Source organism: Cerasicoccus arenae, from assembly GCF_014651635.1.
Classification (GTDB): domain Bacteria; phylum Verrucomicrobiota; class Verrucomicrobiia; order Opitutales; family Cerasicoccaceae; genus Cerasicoccus; species Cerasicoccus arenae.
Window position 1 is genome coordinate 180158 of record NZ_BMXG01000005.1, and the last position, 24862, is coordinate 205019.

The window sequence follows — 24862 nt, forward strand, 5'->3', positions numbered from 1 at the left end:
ACTCCGGCGCCGCAGCGACCGCAGTAATCGGCGTCATCGGGCAAGGGGTTTTCGCAGTCTTTGCATATTTTCTGACTCATCGCCCGCAAGCTTGCCTGACGCGCCCGCTGTGACCAGCGAAAAGTTTGCCCAGACTTCGTTGGAGAAAAAGCGTAACGCAGGCTTGAGACTGGGGCACCGCTCGCTACATGATAGTTGCCTTGGCCGATTCCATCGACAGTCTTGCTGCTCCGCCGCGCATCCGTGTGCTGCCCGACCGCGTCATCAATCAGATCGCGGCGGGGGAGGTGATTGAGCGCCCGGCAGCTGTGGTCAAGGAACTCGTGGAAAATTCTCTGGACGCCGGAGCCACGCGGGTCGAGGTCGAGTTTCGCAACGGCGGTAAGAGCTACATTCGCATCGAAGACAACGGCTCGGGCATGAGCCCGGATGACGCCCTGATCGCGCTGGAGCGCCACGCCACCAGCAAGCTCCGTGAGGCCGACGACCTCCTAAAAATCACCAGTCTGGGCTTTCGTGGGGAGGCATTGCCGTCCATCGCCAGTGTCAGCCGGTTCACGCTGAAAACGCGTCGGCCAGACTGGGAGCACGGCACGGAAATCTTTATCAATGGCGGCAAATTTATCCACCAGCGCGAATGCGGCATGCCCGCGGGCACCCGGATCGAGGTCGCGCACCTATTTAATAGCGTACCAGCGCGGCGAAAATTCCTCAAAACGGACAACACCGAGGCCGCGCACATTGTCCACCTAATGCGCCTGCTGGCGGTCGCTCGCCCACGGACGGCGTTCACGCTGATCGAGGACGGGCGCACGGTCTTTCAGTCCCCCGAGTGTCCCACAATGACGGACCGCGTGGCCGAAATCTGGGGGCGGCAAGTCGCCGGAGAACTGGTCGAGCTGCCCGTGGCGACGGGTGAGAATGGTTTGCGGCTGACGGGCCTCATTGGTAAGCCCGGCGTTGGCCGCACCACGCGCAAGGAAATGATCGCGCTTGTGAACGGTCGCGCGGTCGACAGCCGCACGCTCAATTATGCGCTGATCGAGGGTTACCACACGTTCATTCCCAAGGGGCGTTACCCGCTGGCTTTTCTGTTTCTGGAAATCGATCCCGCGGCGGTCGATGTCAATATCCACCCGGCCAAGCGCGAAATCCGCTTCCGTGACGAGGGTGCGGTGCGGCGCTTCGTGCTAACTCATGTGCAGGAGCGTCTGCGCGAGTTGACGGGCTTTTCGCTCAACACCAAAGCCGTCCCCGAAACACTAGTGGACGAGGCCGCTCGCCAGGCCGACGCCCAACTCCGCGCTCGGGAGGCAATACCCGAGCCACGCGAGATCCCCACGCCCGCCTATCCGATTACCAAGCCGAAGCCAGCGTCGGAAGATTTTCGCGCCAAATACATCCCCAAGCCGACGCCAACCACCCGGCCCTGGACGCCTTCTAAAGCCGCGCCCGCCCAAAACTCCGTATCGGAAAGTAAAGAGTCGTTGCCTTCGGATGAGGATGACTCTGCGCCGCAAAATAATGCGCCTGACGCTGTTCCATTGCCTTCCGAGGACTTCCCTGAGCCAGCCAGTCTGCCGCCGGAGCCGCGGCGTTTCCGTTGGCGTTTTCTCGGTCGACTCAAGGTGGACTATGCGCTTTTTGAAACCGAGGCGGGGCTAACAATGCTGCGCCTGCGCGCCGCTCATGAGCGTATCTGGTTTGAGCGCATTGCCGCATATTTTGCATCGCAGAGTATTGCCCGGCAGCAATTGCTGTTTCCGCTGCCACTGGAGTTTGAACCCCGCGCCACCGCCGCTCTGCAAGATCATTTGGAATGGATCGATGCGCACGGGTTTTCGCTGGAGGAATTTGGCCGGAATTTTTATCGACTACAGGCGCATCCGGACTGGCTCCCCGAGGCCAAGGCCGAGGCTTTTCTCCGCGATCTCGTGGACCGATTGCGCGAGGGCGAAATCGACCCTCGCCGCACCGAATTGGCTCATGAGCAATTGGCTCGGTTAGCAGCTACGCGGGCCGTTCGCTATGACGACGACTTGCCCGAAGCCGCGATTACAAAACTCGCCGAGCAGTTGCTGGAATGCCGTCAACCGTTGGCTTGTCCGCGGGGTCGTCCTACGATTGTCGAGCTGTCGAGCGGCGAGCTGCGCAAGCGTTTTGGGCTGACTTGAGGAGTCTGGGCGGACTTGTGCGTTTTGGCGGACTTGTGCGTTACGAGGGTAGCGCAGCCGCGTCCCCGTAGCGCTGGGACGCGCCAGCACTACCTTTTTTGATGACCGAAGATGGCGGACGCTAGCGACTGCACGATTATCGAGCCGTTTACTGAACGATTTCCATCTGGCCGGGAGCGGTGATGATGCCAGCGAAGGCGGCGTCCCTGGCCTTTTCGTTGTAGATCACGAAGCAGAAGGGGTGGTTGGCGTTGAAGTCGATGCTCTTTGGCGATTTCGGTTTTTCTGGGGCGGGGCCAAATGGGTCGGTCGAAGCTGTCACTGTCGAGCGTGCCTCTGTCCCTTTTTCATTCCACTTGATTTCAACTTTCTCAATGAGTTTGGCGATGAAAAGCGGTTCGGGGTGGTTTTCGTTGATGCCGGAAAAGTTCGCTTTGCCCGGCGTAAAGGGCTCGGACAGTTTTGATTTCAGGAAAATATCCCGCCAGCTTATTTCGGTGTCATAGTCGACCCGGGGTAATTGTAGGTTAATGAGTTCGGGTTTGGCCTTACTGGCGGCTTGCAGGAGATACTTCCCGTTCAATGCTCCGAGGGCCTGATCAAATTGCCGGGCGTCCTTGGGCAGGAAGACGAGTAGGGTGAAGTCATCACTCTTGTAGGGAATCGTGAGTACTTGGAATTGCTCGTCCTCATAGTAGGGGAAGCGCTCCTTTGTCTTCATCATGCGCACCAGAAACTTTTCATCGGATGAGCGATAGAACATCATTGGCGATGTGGTGGCGTTGCTGAAGTAATCTCCTTTCCAGGGCGAGATAAACACCGTGACGAGCACTGCGAGCATGTCGGGTTTGCCGTCCAGGTCGGCGGGAGAGACGACGCTCTTTATATAGCCATTGGTCTGCTCGCTGTACCAGAAGTTGACGAGGCTGGCGGCCTTGGCTGGATCGGTGCGCAGCGGAATGGCGCTGACATTGTATTTCCATTGGTCGCTGGCGGCTTGGAAAAATTCGTTCGTCACCTGGACGCGTTCAGAGAACCAGACCGAGTCGATGCGCCTGTAGCCGGGCAGGGCGCGTTGGGCCTTGGCGGCTTCCTTGGCGACGGTCTCTCGCGTTTGGCCAGCGAAGAGGGCACCCATCTGCTGCTCGGTTTTTCCGCTGGAGCCATAGTAAAGCAGGCCGAGCATATCGAGAACCGACATGGGCGCGAAGGCCGGCTCTTCCTGAGTTTTGACGGCTTGCAGGAGGCTGAGCGAGGTGTTGACGTCGGCTAGAGCGGGCAGGGGCACCAGTAGCACCAGAAGCCAGCCCAGCCGGCGGGCTGAATTAATCGCTCGGGTGATGGAAAAGGGGATGTTTGGCAACGATTGAGGGAGGGTATGGGGCAGAGCCGTCTAGTCTTTGGGGCCGGGCTCGACAGACCAGACAGGCGGCTCCTTGAACTGATCGGCGAGTTTTTGTGTCGTGCGCTCAAGGCGGGCGGCAAGGGTCTTGATGATCTTCACCGCGATCTGTGGTCGTTGTTGGATCAGGCTTTCGACATCGGAGTCTCCGCAATGCACTAGGCGGCAATCTGTTTTGGCGCGCACAGTAGCGGTGCGGGGCTTGCCTAGTATATCGCCCATTTCGCCAAAAATGGTGCCCGGGAACATCAATACATTCAGCAGGAGGCCGTCTTTATAGATTTCGACAGCACCAGCTTTCAGGATGTAGAAACCCTGACCTTGCTCACCTTGTTCGATGATGGTGTTACCGGCTTCGACTTCAAATTCCCGATCCATGTCCAACAATATTGATAGATAAAATGGATATGGCAATCATCCATCGGCGCAAGCTATCTCTCGCTTGCTTCTTGCAATAAAGCGCTTATCTTAGCGCCTCATGAACAACGCAAGCCAGTCCATCCGCGTTGGCGCATTCTTTGTGCTGGGCGTCGCCCTCATCTGGATCGCCTACGAAACATTGTCGGGCGCACGGTTGGAACGCACCAGCGGCTACCGGCTCGACGCGACCTTTGACAACCTACAGCAGCTCAAGACCAGTGACGAAGTTCGCATGGCCGGGGTGCGTATTGGCAATGTAGCCAACACTCGGCTCGATGGCACGCGCGCCGTCGCCGTTTTGCTCATTGGGGATGAGTATCATATTCCTGCTGACTCTCAGGCAACGATTACCACGGCGGGCCTGCTGGGGACCAATTATATCGCCATTGTGCCTGGAACATCGCCGGAGAAACTCGCAGGAGGTGGCAAGATTGAGACATTCGCCACGCCGGGCTTTAATGAAGTCGTTGCCGAAGTTGGCAAACTCGGCGAACGGCTAGATCAGGTTTTCGCCAAGGTTGAGGGCTCGCTTGACGGCCTCAGCGGACTGACTGGCGGTGGCTCCGATTCTGGCGAAAAATCAGGCGGCCCCGGCGCATTGTTTTCCAATCTGAACGAACTCGTTGTCGAAAATCGGGACACGATCAAGCGCACCCTCACCAATTTCGACCAGATCAGCGCGGAGATCGCTAGTGGCCAAGGCACGATCGGCAAGCTGATCAAAGACCCCGCCGCCTACGACCAACTACTCGCCACCGCCGCCGATATCCAAAAGACGGCCAACGACGCCTCTAAGCTCATTGCGGAAGCCGAGAGCATCATGGAGCACGTTAAGTCGGGTGATGGTGCGTTGGGCGCGATTATCTATGACCAGCAGACCGGGACTGACATTAAGATGGCCATTGCCAACGTGAAGGATTTTTCAAGCAAACTGAACTCCAAGGACAATTCCTTGGGCCGTTTCCTGTCCGACGACGACCTATACGTCCAAGCTCAGGATACATTGAGCAAAGTGAATGGTGCCGTCAGTCGATTTGACGACAGCGGCCCAATTACTGCCGTCGGAATCTTAGCGAGCGCTCTTTTTTAAGTGATTGACAATCAGCTGTTTATGGATTTATTGCGAAAAATTATATTTTTTCTAACAAATTTTTGAACGAATCGTGAATTAGGGTCGTCTTAATCTATGTAGCTAACACCAGTTAGTAAGCGTTAGTTTCAGTTTAGTTTGTAGTTTGCATTTAGGTTAGAGAAGGGCTGTCCCAGTGGGGCGGTCCTTTTCTTTGTCTAACGATCGTGCTTTGGGGCCTTTTTAGCTCTGCCCGGTGGAGCGGTCTTTACAGTCAGTGTCGCGCTTGCCTAGTGTGGTGGCGTGGCTGGATTCCGCAGTTATTATCCCCTTGGTGGGCTTAAAGTCGGTGAAACCGTTGAATTGGACGCCGCCGAGAGCCGACACCTGCTCAAAGCCCTCCGTGCGCGGGTGGGTGACAAAGTGACGCTCTTCGACGGCCAAGGTGGCGCTTGGTGCGGCGTTTTGGCCAATGCCGGACGCACAGCCCAGGTTCATATCGAAGACCTCCCCCCCCCCCTCAACCGCTCGGTCGAACTTTTTCTCGCCGTCGCCTTACTCAAGGGCAAGGCGCTGGACGCCGTCATCAAGTGTGCGGTGGAGATCGGTGCGGCAGGCATTATTCCACTGCAAACCCAACACTGCGAGGTGCGGCTGGATGAGCATCGCGCCGCATCCAAGGCCGCCCATTGGCGCACAACCGCCATTGAGGCCGCCAAGCAGAGCGGTAATCTGGCTGCTTTTTCGATCCGCGACCCACTCCCTTTATCGGCGTGGCTGGCTGAAGAGAGCGAAGAAACGCTTCGCCTTGTCGCCAGTCTCGAGGCTGATACCCCCCCCCTGCTGAGTTCATTGAGTGGCCACCCAAAGCGGATCGAGGTGTTGATCGGACCTGAGGGCGATTTTTCCTCCGCTGAGTATCAGGCGATTGCCGCGCGTCGCATCCTCCCAGTTAGCTTGGGCCCGTTCGTACTGCGGGCAGAAACGGCCTGTGTTTATGCGCTCAGCGCACTCCATGCGGCCTGTTTACGAGGCGACTAAAACAAGATTACTGTTGGATGAGGGTTTACAACCAGTTCCCTACATGATAATCCCTAATCTAAACACGGTTAAACTGACTGCTTTTCGCCAATGGATTCACCAGAATTTTCTCTCGCTCTCGCCAAAATGCTCATTTCTGCCGCTTGGGTAGATGGTGAAATACAGCCAGCCGAACGAGATTTCCTCAAGGATTTCGTTTTTAGTTTACCGCATTTGGACGAATCGACTTGGGCGAATCTCCAAACCTATTTTGAAGAGCCAGTAGATGACGCTGAGCGCATTTATTTGCTTCAGGAGCTGCGCCGCCTGTTAACCCGCGATACGCAATTGCATCTGGTCACCAAGTCCGTTCGTCAGGTATTTATGGCCGACGGGAAAGTCTTACCCGAAGAGGTAAAGGCCGCTCGGCAAATCACTCGTATCCTGCAAGGCACTGAGGAGGATTCTGACCAAGAGATGAGTAATGTGATCAAAGCGCATCTCGCCCGACTGCGCTCCAATTACAGCTCTTCGCCTTTTGCAAGAGTCGCCGACGAATCAGCAAGTAGGTTTCCAGAGTCCGTGAGCACGTTTTTTGCTGAACAGGGGATGGTCATTGATGTTTCCGACGAAGAGCGTGACCGCATTTGCCTGATTGGCTGCCTGTTGGCAGTCGTTGGCAATGCAGATGGCTCGCTAGACCCCAGCGAAAAGCAGGTTGCCAAGGACTTCTTACTGCGTCGCTGGAAATTTCCGCCCGAGGTTGCGAGCTACGTCTTGCAGATCATGATTTCTGATCCCGCGCGCGATCTGGACTTGGCGATCATTGTTCGCCGACTGTATGAAGCAACAACCGACGCAGACCGCGCGCTTTTACTGAAAACTCTCTTGGCTATTTCCGCTGCGGACGGACGTATTCTCAAGGAAGAGATAGACGAATGCTATCGCATTGCCCGTTTATTGAAGATTCCCGCAGAAGATATTGAAGACGCACTTATTCATATCCCGCGTCACCGGGAAGTTAGTCACCCCGATAATATTCAGTAAGGAGAGGTAGCGCATATTGGCTCGTTGCGCTTTGGATATATCTGTGTGGAAGAATCCCGTTGAGGAACCGAGTTTCGGTTGCGCTGTCGCAGCAAGTCATTAGCTTTCAATCACGAATGACACGCGCAGGCATCCTTACCCTCCTTAGTTATCTCACTTTGGCCTTGGTGGCTCTAGGCAAACCGTCTGCTCGCGAAACAGCGATATTGCCCCTATCGGAAATCAAACCCGGTATGACGGGTACTTGGCGGACTGTTGTCAGCGGCAACGAGATCGAAGAATTTAATCTGAAGATCCTAGGCGTTTCGCAGAACTTTGCTGGGCCTAATTCCCCCGTCATCATTGCTGAGGCGCTGGATGCGTCACAGATACTCAGTGGCCCAGTGGGCGGGATGAGCGGCAGTCCGTGCTATATCGACGGTGAGCTGATCGGGGCCTACGCCTATGGCTATCTCTGGCCCAAGGAGCAGGCTATCATTGGCATTACGCCCATCGAGGAAATGCTTAAGGTCTTTGAAAAAGGTCGCCCGGACATACATGCAGCGGGCGGTGGTACACCGGACGGCTCCAGCGGTGCTATGCTCATTGGCGATTTACCGCGCCCTTCCAAGCGGTTTCAGGCAGTCGGCGAAACGAAGTTTGGTCAGACTTCGAGTAGAGCAATGACAGACCTCAAGCCTGCGCCCACCCCCCTCTTGGCGGCGGGAGTTTCCGCGCAGACTATTGAAGCCTTTCGCCCCTATGCCCAAGCGATGAATCTTGAGCTTATGAGTGCGCCAGTGGGTGCGGCGACGACCCTGACAGCGGGCGATATCGAGCCGGGCTCACCAGTGGGCGGTGTGCTGCTCGACGGAGACTTTTCCGTCGTCGCCACGGGTACTTGCACCTGGCGCGAAGGAGACGACTTCCTTGCCTTCGGGCATCCCTTCCTCAAGGGCGGTGCGGTGGATATACCGATTGCTCCGGCGGAGGTGATCACCGTTATCCGTTCGGTGCAGCGCTCGTTCAAGCTGGCTAATGTCGGTCCGATCGTGGGCTCAATCTATCAGGACCGGCTTACCGCAGTTGCAGGCGAAGTCGGCCGCCTAGCGCAGATGACGGACTATTCGGTGTTGGTGACGGACCCCTCGGGCGTCACTCGCACCTATTCGGGGAGGTTATTTCAGAATGAATCGATGTCGCCTTACATCGCAGTGCTTGGCCTCTACAACAGCGCAACTTCGACTTTGGAAACGGCGGAGAACCTGACCTACCACCTGACGGTCCACGCTGACTTCGACGGCTATGCCCCGCTCGAATGGACGCGGACCGCGGCTGGTAGCGGTCAATTATTGGGCGCTGTGTTTGAAGTCTGGGACATGCTTGGCATGCTGGTGGAAAACCCCTTTGAACCGACTAATCTCAAGTCTCTCCGGTTCGAGCTGAAAATGACGGATCTGCGGGAAGCGACGTCGATGGACCGATTGCAAATCCTCAGTGGCCCAGCTAAATCGGGGCAGCCAGTCGAGCTTGCCATTCGCTTGAAAGGCTTCCGCGACGCTTCGGCCCGCGAGTTGGTCAAAGCACCCATTCCCTCTGGCTCCTCGGGGCAGACCCTGTCGCTTTTTGTCGGTGACGCCTCCGCGGCGGATCGCATTGACGACGGCTATTCGCCTACGGTCTCGACCTTCGGCGAGATCCTTGACTACTTCCGCACCCGACGGGACAACCAGCGTCTTTACGTGAAGTTGCTGCGTCCGGCCAGTGGGGTGCGGGCGCGAGGCCAGTCCCTCAACGATCTTCCGCCGTCCGCCCGTTCCTTGCTGGACTCACCACAAACCGTTGAGCCGCTGGCCGATACGCGCGAGATCACGCTCTGGGAAACCTCCATTGAAACTGCGGGTGCCTTCACCGGCTCGCACCGCTTCCGCTTGCCCGTCGAAGAATAATTCTATGAAGAAATCGCGCCTCATTATGTCTGCGCTGTCCACTTTGGCGGCCCTCCACGTCCACGCCGTGCGCACGGAATCGCTGACTCAGAACACATACGCCGATTTCTTCGCTGGCGAGCTAGCGAACGTCTCCCTCGACAACCAGGGAACGCTCCGCGCTGGGCCAGAGCTGGAGGAAATTGTGGTGCTCGACGACGCCAATATCTGGGCTGCGGTCGCCGATGCAGACGGTAATCTTTACCTTGGCACGGGTAACGATGGCGTCGTTTACAAGCTCGCCCCCGGTGCAGAAGAGCCGGAGGCCGAAGTCGTTTTCAAGCCCGATTCGATCATGACACGTGCCTTGGCACTGGACGCTGACGGCAATCTTTTCGTTGGCACGTCGCCCGCTGGAGCCGTTTACCGGATTGCGCCGGGCGGTCGGCCAGAGGTGTTTTTCGACCCGGACGAACTCTATATCTGGGACATGACTTTCGACGCCGAGGGCAGCCTTTACGTGGCCACTGGCGGCGAAGCGCGTATCTACAAGCTCGCGCCCGACCACCAGCTTAATGCCATAGCCAAGCCCTACTTTGAGAGCGATCGCACTCATTTCACGCGGCTGGCTTGGGATGCAAGCGGTGCCTTGATCGCCGGTTCCGGGCCTAATGCCTACCTCTACCGCATTATTGGCGAGGAGGAGGGCGAGGTGCTCTACAGCGCTGGCACAGACGAAATTGCCAACGTGATCGTTGACGGGGAGGACATCTATTTCAGCACTTGGCACAAGGCGGGGGGGGATGAAAAACCGCCCGAAGACCTTGCGACGCTCCTCGCCAAATTCCAGATGAAGACCGCCAGCTCCAGCAGCAGCGATGACGACGACGCAAAGGAAAAAACGCCTGCCGCCAATGCACCGAGTTTCCTGCTTAAGCTAGATGCCGAGGGCTTTGTATCGCCGGTTTGGTCTCCCGGTGGCGAAAACCTGCAATACACCGTGCGGGCGGGAGATGCCTTCTTGGTCGGTTCCGACGTCAAAGGCCGTCTCTACTCCGTGGTCGATGCGGATCAGTGGATGCTGCTCAACCAAGCGCCACGTGGGGGGGAGGTCTCCGCAATCCTGCCAAACGTTGGCCCGGATGAGTCTACTTTCGTCATTACAAGCAACCCCGCCGCGGTCTATCGGCTCAATCCAAAGACCGAGGAATCGCTCTATACGGCTGAGCCAATTGACGCTGGTTCTGTCGCCCGCTGGGGGCGTCTGAGGACGCTTGGTGCGCCGACGCAGGCTGAGGGGCTGACCATCGAAACCCGTTCTGGAAACGCCTCTGAGCCGGATGACACCTGGAGCAGCTGGGCACCGCTGGACGAGGGGGCATCGGCCTCTCCGGCCGCTCGCTACTTGCAATACAAGGTTGTCTTTGCGGAGGCTGCAGCGTTGCGCGGGCTGACCGCCTACTATGGCGCGCGGAATCTCGCTCCGCTGGTGGGCGTGATCAATGTGATACCGGTCGGGCTGAGCATTTTTACGACGGAGAACTCCAATCCCACCACCCTCAATGCCAAGGAACTAGCCAGCTCGGCCAAGACTGGAGCGGCCTTGAGCAAAGAAAAGCCCGTCAATCAGAAGGTCGTGGTGTCCGATGATACGGGGCACATTTCGGTGGCTTGGAAGGCGTTTGACCCCAATGGCGACACGCTTCGTTACTCGGTTGCGCTGCGGCAAGACGGTGAGGAGGACTGGATCACCATGGCCGAAGACCTCAATGATGATGCCTTCTCCACGCCCACCAGGGGCTTTGTCGACGGCTATTACAGCTTCCGCATCACTGCCAGCGACGCCCCCAGCAACCTGCCCTCTGAGGCGCGGACGGGCATGATGGTCAGCCAGCCGTTTCTCATCGACAATACCAGCCCGGCGGTGACCCTGCACAACCAGACCAAAAACGCTGTAGGCCACACGGTACTTGTGTTTGCGGCTGATGACTCCTGGGGCAATATCATCTCCGCCAGCTATCGGCTCGACGGCAAACCGGCCGTGGAGGCCATCCCGACGGACCTGTTGTTCGACTCCAATGAGGAAATTTTCCGTCTGATCCTGCCTGAGCTCAAGCCCGGTGCGCATAGCATTGTTTTTGAGGCGCTTGATGAACGCGGAAATCGCGGTTTGGCCAAGGCGAGCTTCACGGTCGAATAGGCGTTTTTTTTGGGGGCGCTCTGCTAAAAACGAAGGGGGGGGCAAAAGTGGCTTTTTTTTGAAAATGACCTGCGAGCTAGATACCGTGCGGGATTCCTCATTTATGGGAATCCATTATCAATAATAGCACTGATACTTTTATGCTCTTTTTGGGCGCTTTTGGGGGCAAAAATGGAAACTACAGCAAAGTTTTGACTTTGGCGCGGCGACCTCCGGCGGGCTGAATCGGCCTTAATGAATGAAAAGTGCTCGAAATGATCAATAATCCGCCATGGCGCGCCAGAGCTTCTCGAACTCGGCTTGGTAGCTGGCGACGAGCTTGTTTTCGTCAGTCACGAGGATGTTTTCCTGATTGTTCATGGCGGCGCTGCGCGTCCAATTGTAGCTACCGGTCAGCACGCGTTGGCCGTCGATGAGGGCGAATTTGTGGTGCATGTGGCTGGAAGTCTGGTCGATCTTCACCGCGATGCCGCTGCGGTCGAGTCGGTGGATGTCGGAGCCGCCGTCGTAGGACTTGTCGTTATCGGTGATGATGCGCAACGCAACACGGCGTTGCCGGGCGGCCTGAATGGCTTCGACAATGCGGTCGTCCGTAATCGTGAACACGCAAATATCCAATGTGCGCCGGGCGCTGCGGATGTTGCCAATGATCGCGTTCAGGCAATCGTCTCCGGGGCTAAAGTAGGCGTCGCTACGGATGCGCTGCGGGGGCTTGCGACTGATCTCTAAAATGACCTTGCTCGCGTCCTCCAGCCAGTCAAACAGCGCCGCCGCGTTGTGTGCGCTGAGGCGTTTGCGGGCGAGGTCAAAGATTTGGCTACGCAGAATGGCCAGCTCGCGGTTGTCGAGATCGGCGTCGCGCAACACCTCGCGCACGGCTTGCAGCTCACTGCGGGAGATATTGCCATCGGCCAAGGTTTGGCCAAAGGCGGCGGTAATGGGGGCAAGATCGCTCATGATTTTGGGTGATGGAATTGCCGCAAAAAGGCGCAGAATGCGCAAATGCGGTTTAACCTATTGTGAGATTACCATTCCTCTTTCCAATTTTGAGGATTTTGCGTCTTTTTTGCGGCGATCAAAAATGATCGGCCTGCACACTTACCCGCCCGCGACGATGCGGACGATTTCCAGGACGTCGCCTTGGGCGAGGGTGGCGGCCTTGGTCTCCGATTGGGTCAGCGCTTCGCCGTTGCGTTCGACAATGACGCGTTCCGGCGCCTGCCCACGCTCGGCCAGGAAGTCCGGCAAGGGCAGGGCTTCGGCAATGCTGAAGGTTTCTCCATTGGCGGTGATCTTGATCATGCTCTTGTTTAACTACGAATTGCGCCGCTGAACGCGAATGAAAATTTTGCGCAACGCGGAGAGTAGCTGACCATAATGAAGCGCCGGAAGGCGCGGAATAAAGGGTCAGCTATCTCGTTTTGTTAGCTTTCTTAGATTGTTTGCCGTAAATTGAAGCCTTTGCCGAGCCGATTCCACCCAGAATGCCAAGGATGGTCCCAGGCAAATTCCACCACTGAAACCCTATCCCAACAGGATGTCCCGCTTCTCCTGTCTCTATCACAAGGCCAAGATCGATACTGATTGGTAGCACCTCAGATAGCCAGCCGGTAGACTCAGGGTTGGGCTTAGAGAGGATTACAATCAGCGCTCCTGAAGCCACCGCGACAAATATCGATACGATGATGAAGGATAGGACTGCGGCAAAATACTTGAATATTTTCATTATATGCTAACGCTAAGACTAGGTGTGAGAACCGGCACGGTTCTCACACCTGAGTCGTCTTGTTCTCAGTCATGGTTGGCGATTCTTTGCTTCAGGGCATTCAGGAAGTGATCACAAGCCTTATCATCAATCCAGCTATCTCGAATGACAGCGAACGTCTCTCCAGATTTAAATCGAAGCACCGTAACGGTTTCTTTCGCTTTTATGGAAAGGCCAATCCAGACTAAAGCAATAAATAGAATAGCAACTATCGAGATGCCTAAAATTTTGGCAATCAAGAACTATTGGCTGCCTTCCGGTGCTTCTAGCGATGGTAAAAATAGCAAGAAAAAGAGCGGCAATAGAGAAAGTAACAGATAGGGAAGTCTTCCTTCGGTCTTTTGAACGACCTTACCAAATTCTGGATCTATATTGCTGATCGGAGCGAAGCTTTCGCCGCTTTCTTTTGTCAAATGCCACTTGTGGAGAATGCGGTCGCCTTCAATAGAGAGCAAATCAAACAACTTTCCTTTTTTTTGTTTCAATTCCATTTCTATACTAACGTCTTAGGTGATGTGCGAAGAGTGGCGCAGCGACTCGGAGTTACATCCACCGATTTGTTCTACTTTTTGCGCTGTTTTCTCGGATCAGCTCCGTCAATCGGATGTTTTGACAATATTCGCGGATCATTTCCGCCATGTTCAAGAGGAGTAAAATCAACATGCTCATCTGCATAATAATCCGATATATTAGAAGGCCTCCAATTAAGGTGGCGATGTAATCTAAACGTAAAAACAATACTCACTACAGCTAAATATACACCACACCAATGACCGACACCAGTAACGCTATCCTCCCCAATTAACGCCACCAAAAAACCAATAAAGGCTAAAAAGAAATATACAAATGCTTCTTTCTTACTTCCCCAGATACTAATCAGCACGGACAATATAATGATAATAAAAAGCATATTTTTCGTAGAACAGTCAAAGATATCGTGCGAGTTTACGAGTCCCGATTATCGAGCTGTTGTGTGGAGGCTGGCGAGCCTGAAAGCGAAATCCTGAGGCCAAGCCCTTCTGTTTTTAGCTTCATCGTCTCTTTCCCTCTTTTATCTCAGATTTTGATTTCATTGATCATCAGATACTTGCTTTGCTTTCGGTCAAAACAGCGTTGAGCATTTATCCATTTACTCCTATTTTCCGAGACCGTCCGGTCTTGCGAACTAGGTCGCCTGCCGGACCGCAGCTCGGAAAATCGACTATGATTCCTTTTTCCAGATAGCCTCGTCCCCTGATTTAAGCCCATCCTCGCAGACGCCATTCAACGATGAGCTCTGGCGACGGCGCGTTAGCGACGTTGCCCAGTAGCGACTGGTTCACTCCCTTGGTTGTTTCTGTAGAACTGGTCGATTGCCCATAATGCTTGTGATGCATGATGACCCCAGTGGTAAAAATATGAATCAACCCATATTCCGATGGCTTCTCTTTTGCTCCCTTTTTTGTATGCAGATAGACCATGAAACAGGTCACCATAAATATCTGACAAGTCGTCGCTCAAATCACCAACGATTGCTTTCTCTTTTTCTTCAAAGTCGTGTGGGTCAAAAATGGTATTGTAATACTGAAAGGGTAAATCCGAAAGCCTTTCGCAATCTTCTTTCCATCCTTCGTGACCTCGCCGTTCATGCTCTTCATCGCTTTCGATTGCACCGCGAAATGATTCCAAATGAGGGATGCTAGACATGAGTGCTAGGATCCTCTGTCTAGCTTCGAGAAGAGAGTGTTTCTTTCCTTCTGCCCATTCGCAAAAGGCGATTACGTTCTCGGTGAATGCTTCGGATGCTAGTGACATTTCTTTCAGTGAACGTGGAGCATAGCCGATGCCTGTAGCGCGGAGCGCGAAAGGCATTGGCTACTGCGTCTGGATCTCCTTTGGTTTAGTTTCGGTTAGTCCTACATCCATGCCGTCATATGACTTCAAACCTAACTCATGGGCAAGTAGATAGAACTCATCATTTCTTTTATCAAGTGATTGTGGGCTGTGAGTTTCGACCTTTTCTACGTGTAACCAAAACTGGTCTGGATCAGATTCGTTTTCCTTGTCGCTGATGTAGATATCTACAAATCTGTAGCCCTTCTTTTCTAAAATTTCTTTCGTCTTCTCTAGTTTCTGAGGCTCATCGTTTGTGAAGAAGTAGCCCCAAAGTAAAGGTGCATCCAGATCCCACCCTGGGGTTTCTTTCATGCGTTCAAACATCTCTTCGAGTTTTTCCAAGGTGATCACTTTATTAGGGATTACCTTTTCTTGGTTTGCTCCAAAGAGATTTGAGAAGATGCTCATGGTTATAAAGGCTGCTATGAATGCTCTACACATTTTTTTCGTAGAACAGGTTAGTATACGCGCAGGATGCGATTGTTACTGGTTTTGTCACTGGTTGGTGTCGCGTTCATTGAGGGTGATTCAATCATTGCCGAAGTGCCTTATCAATATCAATTTGCGGTACGAGGTGACCAATTCAGTGGCATTTTGGGGTGATTGTGGTGGTGGCGCAGCTTTTGGCCGAAAACCTCGCAATACACAGGGCTACAGAGCGATTGAGGCTTGGCGTATATCAAAAACAGCAATCCTAACCGGCGAGATTTTGTCTCAATCCAATGGAGGGCTTCATGCGGCGTGTCTTGTTGGCCAGCAATACGTATGCGGCGCGGGGACGCGCCTGCGTTACCTTGGGGGAATGAGTGGGTTCAGTGGGGGAGTTGCGTTTTGTTTGTTTAAGGTGGAGCCCGGTGTCCCGATCGGGCAGTTTCATCCGGCTAGCGTTGAGGCAACATGTGCCCGGTCGGGACACCGGGCTCCACCCTTTGGTTCGAGTAACCGAAAGAGGGGCCTATGCGCTAATGGGATTTACGTGGCGCTTAGCGCGTCATTTTGCGGAAACCGATCTTGAGGAGCGCTGCCTCAAAGTCGGCGGTGCCTTTGGCGTCAGCGATGTCTTGATAGGGGGAGTCCGGTGGGTATGGGGTTTCCTTAACCGGCGAGGCGGATTCGATCTGGTTGAGCGCCAAATTGAAGAAGCTGTATCCAAGCCATTCCAGCTCGGTCTGGTTAAAGGATTGTTCGAGCACGTAAGTCTGGCGCTCAGGCCCTTGGATCATGCAGATCAACCAGGACGGAATCGACGTTTCCTCGATGCCCTGAACGACTTTCCATTGGCTGCCATCGGGGAGCAGCAGCACCAAGGCGGTGATGTCGAGCTCGCTGGCTTCAGCGGATAGCGTGCCGTTAAAAAAATAATAGTCCGCCGCGGTGCCTACTTTGCCCGGGAACGAGAGGCCGCGGTCGATCTTATCCCGGGTGAAAAAGATGACTCCGCCAATCACCGCAATGACGACCAGCGCGATTATGACCCACTTGGATTTCATTGCTAGGCGGGCGCGAGGGCAGGGGACGGCGCGGTGACGAGGGCTTGGTCGAAGTCTTTCCAGACGGCCTCGTAGCCGTGGGAGCGGATCATCGCCGCGATGGCGGACGGGGAGCGTTCGTCGGCAATGTGGAATTGTTCGCCGGGCTGTTCGCGGGTCGGCTTCCACTGATTTTCGTCAAAGTGATCATAGCCGCCGGGCTCGGTGGAGGCGCCCGCGCTCATGAGCGTCACGCCGAGCGGGACAATGCCGTCGCGCAAGGATGGTGGTTCGCGGGTCGAAATCGTAATGCCCACATGAGGGAGGAGCATTCGCAGCGCGCAGATTGTTTGGACGAGCTCGCGGTCGTTCATGCCATAGCTGGGGTTGGGCTGCCAGCCGCCGGTGGCGGGGCGCATCCGCGGCAGGCTCACCGAGACCTGCGCTTTCCAGCATTTGCGGAGAAGAAATTGCGCGTGTGCGGCGACGGCGAGCGCCTCGTAACGCCAGTCATGCAGGCCGAGCAATGCGCCGATTCCTAGACGGCGGAAGCCCGCCTCGTAACCGCGCTCGGGCGTGTCCATTCGCCAGGCAAAATATTTCTTGGGGCCAGCGGTGTGGAGTTCTTCGTAGGTCGGCTGGTAATAGGTCTCCTGATAGACGAGCAGGGCCTCCGCCCCGGCATCCACGAGGGGCGCGTATTCCACGGTTTCTAATGGCCCGAGCTCGATGCTGATTGCGGGCATGATCGGCAGCGTTTGACGGATGCAGTCGGCCACGTAGCCGTTGGACACCCATTTGGGGTGCTCGCCCGCCACCAGCAGCAGCGAACGAAAACCTTGCCGCGCAAGCCGCTCGGCCTGCTCGACGACCTTTGTCACCGGGATCGTGATTCGTGGGATGTCGTTGTGCCGCGAAAAGCCGCAATACTTGCACACGTTCACGCACTCGTTGGAGAGATACATGGGCGCAAAGAGGCGCACGGCCTTGCCAAAAAAGCGTTGGGTCAGCCGTTGCGAATGCCCGGCCAACTGCTCCACGCGCTCACTGGCCGCAGGCGAAATCAGCGCCGCAAAGTCCTCCAGCGTCCTCACCTGTCCGCGCCGAAGGATGGCGTCGACCTGGGGCAAATTGGTTGCGCGGGATTGCTCCGCGAGCTCGGTCAACGGCAACCGCGCAAACGCCTCGGAAAAACTCCCGGCAGGTGCTTCATGGCAATGGTGGTATTTGCGTGGTGCGGACATATGACGTCAGTTTCGCAGGAATGAGCGCGATTTCAAACAGGAAGATCGGAAAGAACGACCGTGAAAACGAAGTCAGCTGTGGTACTGCGAAGCGTGGGTTTTAAACAGGAAGACCGGGAAGGGCGGGAAGCCAGCAGTGCATGGGGTTTTCTCACGGAGGCACAGAGAGTTTTTGAATATGCGTTCGATTATGCCCTTGGTTTTAGCCAAAATTTATTCAGCAGAAAATAAGTGGAAACGCCTGCCAAAACTCCCAATACCGATATAACACTTCCCGCTAACGCGCGCTTAATATCCCAGACGTCGAATCGGTCTTTCTCGATCATTTTAGGTTCTCCAGCGAAACTGGCGTTAAGTCCTTTCTTTGCTAATTCCTCAGTAATGGCACGCTTGCCAGCATTGAATTCTGCAAATAGACGGTCTTCAGGATTCCGATCAGCCTGCATGCAAAAGTACAGGTTCCCGTCTTCGAGATTATAGCCATAGTGACTGATATACTCCGATAAATAAAATCGCGAACTATTCATAAGTTCCTGAGGCGTTTGAAGAAAGCTTCTAACTTGCAAGTCGAATGCTTTGCTGGATGTTAGCTCATCCCAATAGAAATCAAGCGCAGCATCGCTGTCATATCTGTCATTTCTGAGATATTCGATTCCTTCGACTTTTTGGTAAATGAGGACTGGGTAAGGCCAATCGGTTGATTCATTTTGATACCGGAAAATGTCATCAGCCAGAATAATCAGGATTGGCACGCTACCGCCGATCAAGAGAGCCAGTAATATCTTTACCAATCGCTTCACCATTTACCCCAAAAAGGCTGTGAGCGGGCTGGTGGCTTCGGCTTTGCGGGATTGAGCGCCGAGACCGAGTTCGTAAGCGGCGCGGCCAGCGTCGACGGCGGCGGCGAAGGCCCGGCCCATGAGGGACGGGTCGCTCGCGACGGCGATGGCGGTGTTGACGAGGACTGCATCTGCACCCATTTCCATGGCGGCGGCGGCGTGGGAAGGTGCGCCGATGCCAGCGTCGATGACGACGGGGACGCGGGCCTGCTCGATGATGATTTCCAACTGGGCGCGGGTTTCGAGTCCACGGTTACTGCCAATGGGCGAGCCGAGCGGCATGACCGTGGCGCAGCCAACGTCTTGCAAGCGCAGAGCGAGGACGGGGTCGGCGTTGATATACGGCATGACTGTCCAGCCCTCTTTGACGAGGATTTCGGCGGCCTTGAGCGTCTCAATCGGATCGGGGAGCAGGTAATTCGGGTCGGGGTGGATCTCGAGCTTCACCCATTGCGGCAGACCGGCGGCGAGGGCTAGACGTGCGAGGCGGACGGCCTCCTCGGCGTTCATGGCACCGGCGGTGTTGGGCAAGACGAGGTAGCGCTCGGGCTCAAGAAAATCGAGGATATCGGCAAACGGATCCGCCTTGCTGGACAAGTTGGCGCGCTTGAGGGCGACCGTGACGAGGCCCGTGCCGCAGGCGCGCAAACTGTCGCGCATTTGCTCGTTGGAGGAGAATTTACCCGTACCGACCAGCAGGCGACTGGGGAATTCGCGCCCGGCGATGATCAGTGGTTCGTTGGAAAGTGGCTGCGACATGCTTTGCATAACTCGACGCCAGAAGGCGCGGGACGTCAATCTTCATCCTTCGCCGCCGTGCAGGAAGGTGGGGGCGAGCAGGTATGCGCTGGAGAGGTGTTGGCGGAGGTAGTCTGCGGTGATCCAGCCGTAGCCGCCGCTGCCCCATTGTGGGCCCCAGGAGTTTTTAAAAACGAATCGCTGGTTGCCGCCATCGGGGTCGGCCCGGTAGCCAACAAGGGTCACGGCGTGCATACTTACTGGGGTCTGCCCGGAGATCATGGGCGCGGCGCGCAACGTATTTTCATGCGGCCAGGCAACGCCGATCACCACGGGTTGGCCGGCATTCAGGGCATGGGTGATGCGATCCACCGCGCTCGCGGTTTGGCCAATTTGGATGGTATTTTCTATCTGGAGATTTTTTCTGGCCTGCTCGAGTAGCTTAGGCGACGGCGGCTCAATGTCGTCCATGCCAGTCCCGAAGGTATTCGGCATTTCTTCGTGCCGGGCCAATCCGTATTTATTGACTGCCTCGATTACGTCAATCAAGCGGAAGCCGGCGTCGCCCTCGGAGAAGTCGGTGAGGCGTTCGTTTTGGCTTTTGGCCAAGTATTGGCGCGTGGCCCAAATGGCGTATTCTTCGGAAAACTGAGTCGGGTCGCCTTGTTGCGCGGCCAGGTATTCCAGTGCGCCGACCACGGCAAAAACCGAGCAACTCGGCCGTCGGCCTTGGCTTTTGGAGAATAGCCCTAGCTCGCGCAAGGCCGGGCGCAGGTCAACTTCTTCGTGAATGATCGGCTGTTGGGAGAATGATTTCTGGAGCGCATCTATTTTGCCCGTTGAGTCGTTTGATTGCCCGTTTTTGGCAGCAGTTGTCCGGCGGACTTTTAGGCGCTCCATTACGGCACCATGCTCACGCTGGATGCGTTGGGCGTCAGCTTGAGCGGTGGCAGGGTCGTAGCCAAATTGCTTTTGGGCTTCGGGTGGGAGGTCAGCCAGCAGGACTTGGCTAATGCCGCCACGGTGTTGGATGATGACCGCGCGGGGCGTCACTTGCTTGATCGTTACGTCGAGGTAGACTCGATCGCCGATTCGCCAGTCTGCCGCCGATACGAACGTTGCGGCCAAGAGCAACGCCAACCAAAGGAGTTGGCCGAAGCGTTTCATGGGGCGTCAGGAAGACGGGATGGCGCGGGCACCTTTGAGTGCGAGCGCGACGTCGTGCAGGGATTCGTAAATAAAATTGGCCATTGAGCGGGTGACGGCGTTGGGGGCCTGTAGGTCAGGTACCATGATCGTTACGCAGTTGGCTTTGCGGGCGGCGATTACGCCAGGGGGGGAGTCTTCCAGGGCCAAGCATTCTTCGGGCGGGATACCGATCAGCTTGGCGGCGGCGAGATAAATGTCGGGTGCGGGCTTACCATGTGCGACCTGATCGCCACTGACAATGCCCACTACGCGGTCAAGCAGGCCGACCGAGCGTAGCTTAAGGGTTGCGAGCTTATGATGGGTGGAAGTCGCGACTGCTCGGGGGAAGTCAAGCTCGTCCAAATAGTCAAACATTTCGCGGACGCCGGGGCGCAGTGGAATGCCTTCCTCCTCGATTTGCATATAATAATAATGGCGTGCGCCCTCGATAATGGCCGCACTGGGAGCGTCAGGGCCTAATTGTTCGCGCAGGATGCGTTGACTGGCGTCAGAGCGCAGGCCGATCATCATATCGTAAACGGAGTCTTTCAGTACAATGCCGTGCTGGGAGGCCGATCTCTGGTAGGCTTTTTTGAAAAGTCGCTCAGTATCCAACAACAGCCCATCCATGTCGAAAATGACTCCGCGTACGCTGGCCAATTGCTGCATGGATGGCATAAATGTTACATATTGGTAGTCTCTCCACTATTTGCAACGTGGAAATCAGGGAATGACCGCTCAGTCTTCAGAGGCGGAAGTCCCTTCCCCGGTAGTACTGAATGGGGTGAGGTTAACGGGATCTGGGGCTGCAAGTTCGATTGATTGTGGCGGGAAGCGCTCGATTAGTGGCATATCGAGATCGTTTTCAAACTCGCGGATACGCTCGAGCACGACTTCTCGGCTGGCTTGGGGGACTTCTTCACTGGGCGGTAGTGTTGGGTAAAGCTCCCGTAGAAATTCATAGGCTTCGCGGCTACGGCCGAGATTGTCGAGTGCATTGGCGTAGATGCGAGCGGCGTAGTAGGGCGCGTCGGGCATCTGGGTGACTTGATGATAGTATTTGGCCGCGTTTTCGTAGTCTTTAACCTTGTCGTAGTAGATCCGCGCTTTTTCCAGTGGGATTTGCATGTTGTCAGGGTGAAAGCTTTGGGCGCGGTCCAGGAGGCCCATGGCGCGGTCCACCTGCTCTTGGTAGATGTGGTCTTTATAGGCTTGGGGAACATCTTCGAAATCGCCTCGTTCGCGGACGCGCCACACTGGGATGTCATAGGAGATGATCCGGGCAGCGTTGAGCCAGAAATACAGGGGTCGGGGGTCGATGGAGGTCGTTAGCGCGAGAAGTGCTTCGGTGTTGGGGCGGTCGCTTTTCTCCCAATAGTAGCTGGCGCGCAGGTAAACAAAATCTGCCACCAAGGTGCGAAAACCACCGAGCAGGCCAATGATTACGCCTTGGCCAAGGGCATCTTCGAGATCACGCAGATTCATCTCGGGCTGGAAAGACTTCACTTCGCCCCAGACACGATTTTGTAGGGGTGCGCAGGCGAGGCCGACGCCCATCAGCACGGCAGCCGTCAGCGCGAGGCGACGTCCAGTGCGGTAGAGCCAGGATTCACGGTCGAGAGGCATGGCTAGATTTCCCGGCGGCGGAAGGTGTAGGCGGACAGTCCCAGCAGCACGGCGATGTAAATTGCGCCGTAGCCCAGCAAACCAATGTAACCACCCATCGAAAGCGTGACTTGCTCCGTGGGGAAGACTAGCTGCTCGCCGACGTTAAACATTTGCAGGTTGGGGAAGAGCAGGGACAGCATCCAGACGATTCCGCGTAGGATGGGGTTGTCCAAGTCGCTCCAGCTGTCCCGCGCAATGTATTGCAGCTGGCAAATGATCATGACGAAAAACGAAATGATCACCGTGTAGAGGTTGGTGTTGGAAAAGCTTGCGATGAAGAGCGTGACCGCGGCCAGCAGCCCAAACTTGAACAACTCGCTGAACACTAGTTGGAGGATGCCAGTATAGTTGACGATTCGACCGTTGGCAAAGTCATCCGCATAGCGTGGGTAAGTCATGAGGTTGGACTCGCGCCAGTAGAGCACTGCGGCCAGCAGAAAGAGCATGAGCGAGACGAAGGCCATCAGCACCAGGAACACGCCCAAGAACTTGCCTGTAATGAATTCCCACCGGTGAACCGGCTTGGCGAGCATCGTCAACGCTGTGCGGTTTTCGATTTCACTGAAGAAGAGCTGGGCCGTAACGACCACAGATAAAATCGAGCCGAAGAGCAGCACGGCACCCATCCCGAAGTCCGCAATGAACTTGAGCTCTGAGCTGCCAAAATCGAACTGGCGAAAGAAATTCGCGCTGGCGATCATCGCGATGGAAAGCACCACGAGCACGTTGAAGAATTTCTGGCGCACAGCCTCCAGAAAGGTGTTGCGAGCGATCAGCAACAGGCGAGCAAAGGATGATCCGTTCATGCGTCCTCCTTGTCGTTAACGTCTTGTCCGGAGCCAATGGCGGCCCCGTCGGTGTTTTCTAAAAATAGTCGATCCAAGCTGATACGTGGCGCTTCAACCTTGTCCAGCTTAGAGCCGTATTTGGCGAGTACGGCCTCGATCTCGGCCTGGGCTTGCGGGTTGAAGTCGCGGATAATCAGGCTGCGTTGGTCTTCTTTTTCCAATAGTTCATCTACCCCGCCTTCCAGGACGAGTTTGCCGCGGCTCATGATTGCCACGCGGTCGCAAAGCCCCTCGACTTGTGCGAGTAGGTGAGAGCAGAGCATGACGGTTTTGCCGCGCTCCTTGAGGGCAATGATCAGCTCGGCAATGGCGTGTGAGCCGATGGGGTCGACGCCAGCGGTGGGCTCGTCGAGCACGATCAGCTTGGGGTCATGCACGACGGCCTGGGCAATACCAATGCGCTGGAGCATGCCCTTGGAATAGGTGCCGACGCGTCGATGCGCGGCGTTTTGCATGGAGACGAGGGTCAGGACGTCTTCGGTGCGGTCACTGATTTCGCTCTTGGGCACGCCGCAAACGCGGGCGTAAAAGCGCACGAGCTCTCGGCCGGAGAGGAACTTGTAAAAATAGGGGGCCTCAGGCAGGAAACCCACGTTGAGGCGAGATTTGACGGAGTGGCTGTTGATGCCGTAGATCGAGCATTCGCCTTTGGTGGGCTCCAGCAGGCCAAGCAGGATCTTCATTGTGGTGCTTTTGCCACAGCCGTTGGGGCCGAGTAATCCGAAGATCTGGTTGTCGCCGATTTCCAGCGAAACATTGTCCACGGCGCGCAGCTTGACCCCACGGACGCCGATACGGAAGTCCTTCGTCAGGTTTTTAATGCGTATTGCGGGTTCGCTCATGATTTTTTAGCGGGTAATTTCAAAGCTTCGGTAATTTGGGGGGCAGGTTTCGCGCTTCAGGTCGATCTCGCGGATGAAGGGTTTGAGCCGGTCTTGGACTTCCTCACGAAAGGCAGTGACTTCGCTCTCTTTACCCTCTGCCACCAGTTGGACGCGTCCATCAGGCAGATTTTTAACCTCGCCCGTGACCTCAAATTCTTTGGCCGCCTGCAGAGTCGCATAACGGAAGCCCACGCCTTGGACTCGGCCCGTAAAGTGGACTTCTTCGCGGTATATTGAATCAGGCATTGTGGGACAAACGTAATGGGGGGGAGGGGGAGATATTCACTTGCTAATTTAAGGGTGCTTGTGGTGGTTTCAACGCCAATTTCCAATCGACTGCGAAATCAAGTGTTGCGTCGAAGCCAGCGCGATCCTTGGACGACAGTCCATTGATATTTGCGAGCATGCTCTTTGATCAGCATTGGCATATCATGTTCCAATTGTAGCTCGAAATCAGGCTGCAAGGCGTGTTTCAGGCCCAGAAATGAATCTGATTTGCCTTCGCATCCGCCGAGCCAGTTTTCGCGTGGTGTGTATTCCTCCATCCAACTGAAAGGTGTGGTGATGATGAGCTGGCCGCCAGGCTTGACCAACTCTTTTAAGCGGCTCAAGAAGCGCATTGGCTCAGGCAGGCGGCAAATTAGATTACAGGCAAGCACGACGTCGAAAGTTCCCAAGTCGGGCCGCAGGTCCATGGCGTCACCAGTTTCAAAGGCAATACGCGTGCGGTCCACGTTTTCGGGGGCAGCGGCTACGCTGCGCAAGGTGACGGCACCCTCATGGGGGCGGGTGTAGTCGAGCTGCGCCTTTTCCCGCAACGTATTCGCTGCATTGATGAAGCTTGCGGAGAAATCGATACCGATCACCTCTTCGCACACGCGGGCAAGTTCAAAGCTGGTGCGCCCTACCGAGCAGCCGACATCAAGCGCCCGTGCGCCCGAGGGCACCTCGTGGCGGGCCACGAGGTCTTCAACGCAGCGTCGCGGGAAGTCCAGAGCATTCTTGGGGCCGAAGGCATAGGGCAATACTTCTTCGGGTGCGCCGTAATGCAACATGAGGTATTGCGCGAGCAGGGGCTCAGTCTCGTAGACATTCATGGGGTCAG

At 55.7% G+C, this 24862-nt stretch carries 26 protein-coding genes; 6 read left to right on the top strand and 20 right to left on the bottom strand.

What is annotated here, in order from left to right; all coding sequences use genetic code 11:
* The first annotated feature begins 188 nt into the window (after positions 1-188).
* Positions 189-2174 carry a DNA mismatch repair endonuclease MutL gene (gene mutL / locus IE065_RS05685; RefSeq protein ID WP_189512748.1) on the top strand — a complete coding sequence of 662 codons (1986 nt, stop codon included), beginning with the start codon at positions 189-191 and terminating at the stop codon, positions 2172-2174.
* Positions 2175-2322: 148 nt separating this feature from the next.
* Here the strand turns inward: mutL and IE065_RS05690 are convergent, their stop codons facing one another.
* Together IE065_RS05690 and IE065_RS05695 are read right to left on the bottom strand one after the other, a co-directional pair.
* Positions 2323-3537 (bottom strand): serpin family protein, encoded by a 1215-nt coding sequence (locus tag IE065_RS05690; protein WP_189512750.1) that lies wholly within the window; start codon positions 3535-3537, stop codon positions 2323-2325.
* A 30-nt stretch (positions 3538-3567) separates the two neighbouring features.
* On the bottom strand, positions 3568-3954 hold the full coding sequence (locus IE065_RS05695) for a cyclic nucleotide-binding domain-containing protein (protein ID WP_189512752.1): 387 nt from the start codon (positions 3952-3954) through the stop codon (positions 3568-3570).
* A gap of 100 nt (positions 3955-4054) precedes the next feature.
* Between IE065_RS05695 and IE065_RS05700 the strand changes: the two genes are divergently transcribed.
* From IE065_RS05700 to IE065_RS05720, 5 genes are all read left to right on the top strand, one after another.
* Positions 4055-5086 carry an MlaD family protein gene (locus IE065_RS05700; RefSeq protein WP_189512754.1) on the top strand — a complete coding sequence of 344 codons (1032 nt, stop codon included), beginning with the start codon at positions 4055-4057 and terminating at the stop codon, positions 5084-5086.
* A gap of 282 nt (positions 5087-5368) precedes the next feature.
* Positions 5369-6106 carry an RsmE family RNA methyltransferase gene (locus IE065_RS05705; protein WP_189512756.1) on the top strand — a complete coding sequence of 246 codons (738 nt, stop codon included), beginning with the start codon at positions 5369-5371 and terminating at the stop codon, positions 6104-6106.
* A gap of 90 nt (positions 6107-6196) precedes the next feature.
* On the top strand, positions 6197-7132 hold the full coding sequence (locus IE065_RS05710) for a tellurite resistance TerB family protein (protein WP_189512758.1): 936 nt from the start codon (positions 6197-6199) through the stop codon (positions 7130-7132).
* A 116-nt stretch (positions 7133-7248) separates the two neighbouring features.
* Complete coding sequence (locus IE065_RS05715) at positions 7249-9060, top strand: hypothetical protein (protein ID WP_189512760.1); 1812 nt, start codon at positions 7249-7251, stop codon at positions 9058-9060.
* A 4-nt stretch (positions 9061-9064) separates the two neighbouring features.
* Positions 9065-11239, top strand: a complete 2175-nt coding sequence (locus tag IE065_RS05720; RefSeq protein WP_189512762.1) for a ligand-binding sensor domain-containing protein — start codon at positions 9065-9067, stop codon at positions 11237-11239.
* A 258-nt stretch (positions 11240-11497) separates the two neighbouring features.
* Here the strand turns inward: IE065_RS05720 and IE065_RS05725 are convergent, their stop codons facing one another.
* The 18 genes from IE065_RS05725 to IE065_RS05815 form a co-directional block, all read right to left on the bottom strand.
* Complete coding sequence (locus tag IE065_RS05725) at positions 11498-12196, bottom strand: phospholipase D-like domain-containing protein (protein ID WP_189512764.1); 699 nt, start codon at positions 12194-12196, stop codon at positions 11498-11500.
* A 141-nt stretch (positions 12197-12337) separates the two neighbouring features.
* Entirely contained in the window at positions 12338-12541 is a 204-nt protein-coding gene (gene thiS, locus IE065_RS05730) for a sulfur carrier protein ThiS (RefSeq protein ID WP_189512766.1), read from the bottom strand.
* A gap of 109 nt (positions 12542-12650) precedes the next feature.
* Positions 12651-12965 carry a hypothetical protein gene (locus IE065_RS05735; protein ID WP_189512768.1) on the bottom strand — a complete coding sequence of 105 codons (315 nt, stop codon included), beginning with the start codon at positions 12963-12965 and terminating at the stop codon, positions 12651-12653.
* A 281-nt stretch (positions 12966-13246) separates the two neighbouring features.
* Positions 13247-13495 carry a hypothetical protein gene (locus IE065_RS05745; RefSeq protein WP_189512772.1) on the bottom strand — a complete coding sequence of 83 codons (249 nt, stop codon included), beginning with the start codon at positions 13493-13495 and terminating at the stop codon, positions 13247-13249.
* Between the two features lie 71 nt (positions 13496-13566).
* Positions 13567-13914: a hypothetical protein gene (locus tag IE065_RS05750; protein WP_189512774.1), complete on the bottom strand. Its 348-nt coding sequence runs from the start codon at positions 13912-13914 to the stop codon at positions 13567-13569.
* 380 nt (positions 13915-14294) lie between these two features.
* Positions 14295-14855 (bottom strand): DUF5063 domain-containing protein, encoded by a 561-nt coding sequence (locus IE065_RS05755; RefSeq protein WP_189512775.1) that lies wholly within the window; start codon positions 14853-14855, stop codon positions 14295-14297.
* 3 nt (positions 14856-14858) lie between these two features.
* The gene (locus IE065_RS05760; RefSeq protein ID WP_189512777.1) at positions 14859-15287 is read right to left on the bottom strand and encodes a ribonuclease E inhibitor RraB; all 429 of its coding nucleotides are present in this window, start codon (positions 15285-15287) and stop codon (positions 14859-14861) included.
* Positions 15288-15862: 575 nt separating this feature from the next.
* On the bottom strand, positions 15863-16369 hold the full coding sequence (locus IE065_RS05765) for a hypothetical protein (protein WP_189512780.1): 507 nt from the start codon (positions 16367-16369) through the stop codon (positions 15863-15865).
* A gap of 2 nt (positions 16370-16371) precedes the next feature.
* Entirely contained in the window at positions 16372-17592 is a 1221-nt protein-coding gene (gene thiH, locus IE065_RS05770) for a 2-iminoacetate synthase ThiH (protein ID WP_189512782.1), read from the bottom strand.
* A gap of 188 nt (positions 17593-17780) precedes the next feature.
* Entirely contained in the window at positions 17781-18395 is a 615-nt protein-coding gene (locus tag IE065_RS05775; protein ID WP_189512784.1) for a hypothetical protein, read from the bottom strand.
* Positions 18396-19190 (bottom strand): thiazole synthase, encoded by a 795-nt coding sequence (locus tag IE065_RS05780; RefSeq protein ID WP_189512855.1) that lies wholly within the window; start codon positions 19188-19190, stop codon positions 18396-18398. It abuts the gene before it with no gap.
* A 42-nt stretch (positions 19191-19232) separates the two neighbouring features.
* Complete coding sequence (locus tag IE065_RS05785; RefSeq protein ID WP_189512786.1) at positions 19233-20336, bottom strand: C1 family peptidase; 1104 nt, start codon at positions 20334-20336, stop codon at positions 19233-19235.
* A 6-nt stretch (positions 20337-20342) separates the two neighbouring features.
* The gene (locus IE065_RS05790) at positions 20343-21035 is read right to left on the bottom strand and encodes an HAD family hydrolase (protein WP_189512788.1); all 693 of its coding nucleotides are present in this window, start codon (positions 21033-21035) and stop codon (positions 20343-20345) included.
* A gap of 60 nt (positions 21036-21095) precedes the next feature.
* Positions 21096-21983 carry a tetratricopeptide repeat protein gene (locus IE065_RS05795; RefSeq protein WP_189512790.1) on the bottom strand — a complete coding sequence of 296 codons (888 nt, stop codon included), beginning with the start codon at positions 21981-21983 and terminating at the stop codon, positions 21096-21098.
* A 2-nt stretch (positions 21984-21985) separates the two neighbouring features.
* Entirely contained in the window at positions 21986-22831 is an 846-nt protein-coding gene (locus IE065_RS05800; protein ID WP_189512792.1) for an ABC transporter permease, read from the bottom strand.
* Positions 22828-23715, bottom strand: a complete 888-nt coding sequence (locus IE065_RS05805; protein WP_189512794.1) for an ABC transporter ATP-binding protein — start codon at positions 23713-23715, stop codon at positions 22828-22830. Before IE065_RS05805 ends, IE065_RS05800 begins: the two co-directional genes overlap by 4 nt.
* Before the next feature lie 6 nt (positions 23716-23721).
* A complete protein-coding gene (locus IE065_RS05810; protein WP_189512796.1) occupies positions 23722-24003 on the bottom strand; it encodes an acylphosphatase in 282 nt (93 codons plus the stop codon).
* A gap of 98 nt (positions 24004-24101) precedes the next feature.
* A complete protein-coding gene (locus IE065_RS05815; protein ID WP_189512798.1) occupies positions 24102-24854 on the bottom strand; it encodes a putative 4-mercaptohistidine N1-methyltransferase in 753 nt (250 codons plus the stop codon).
* Positions 24855-24862: the final 8 nt, after the last annotated feature.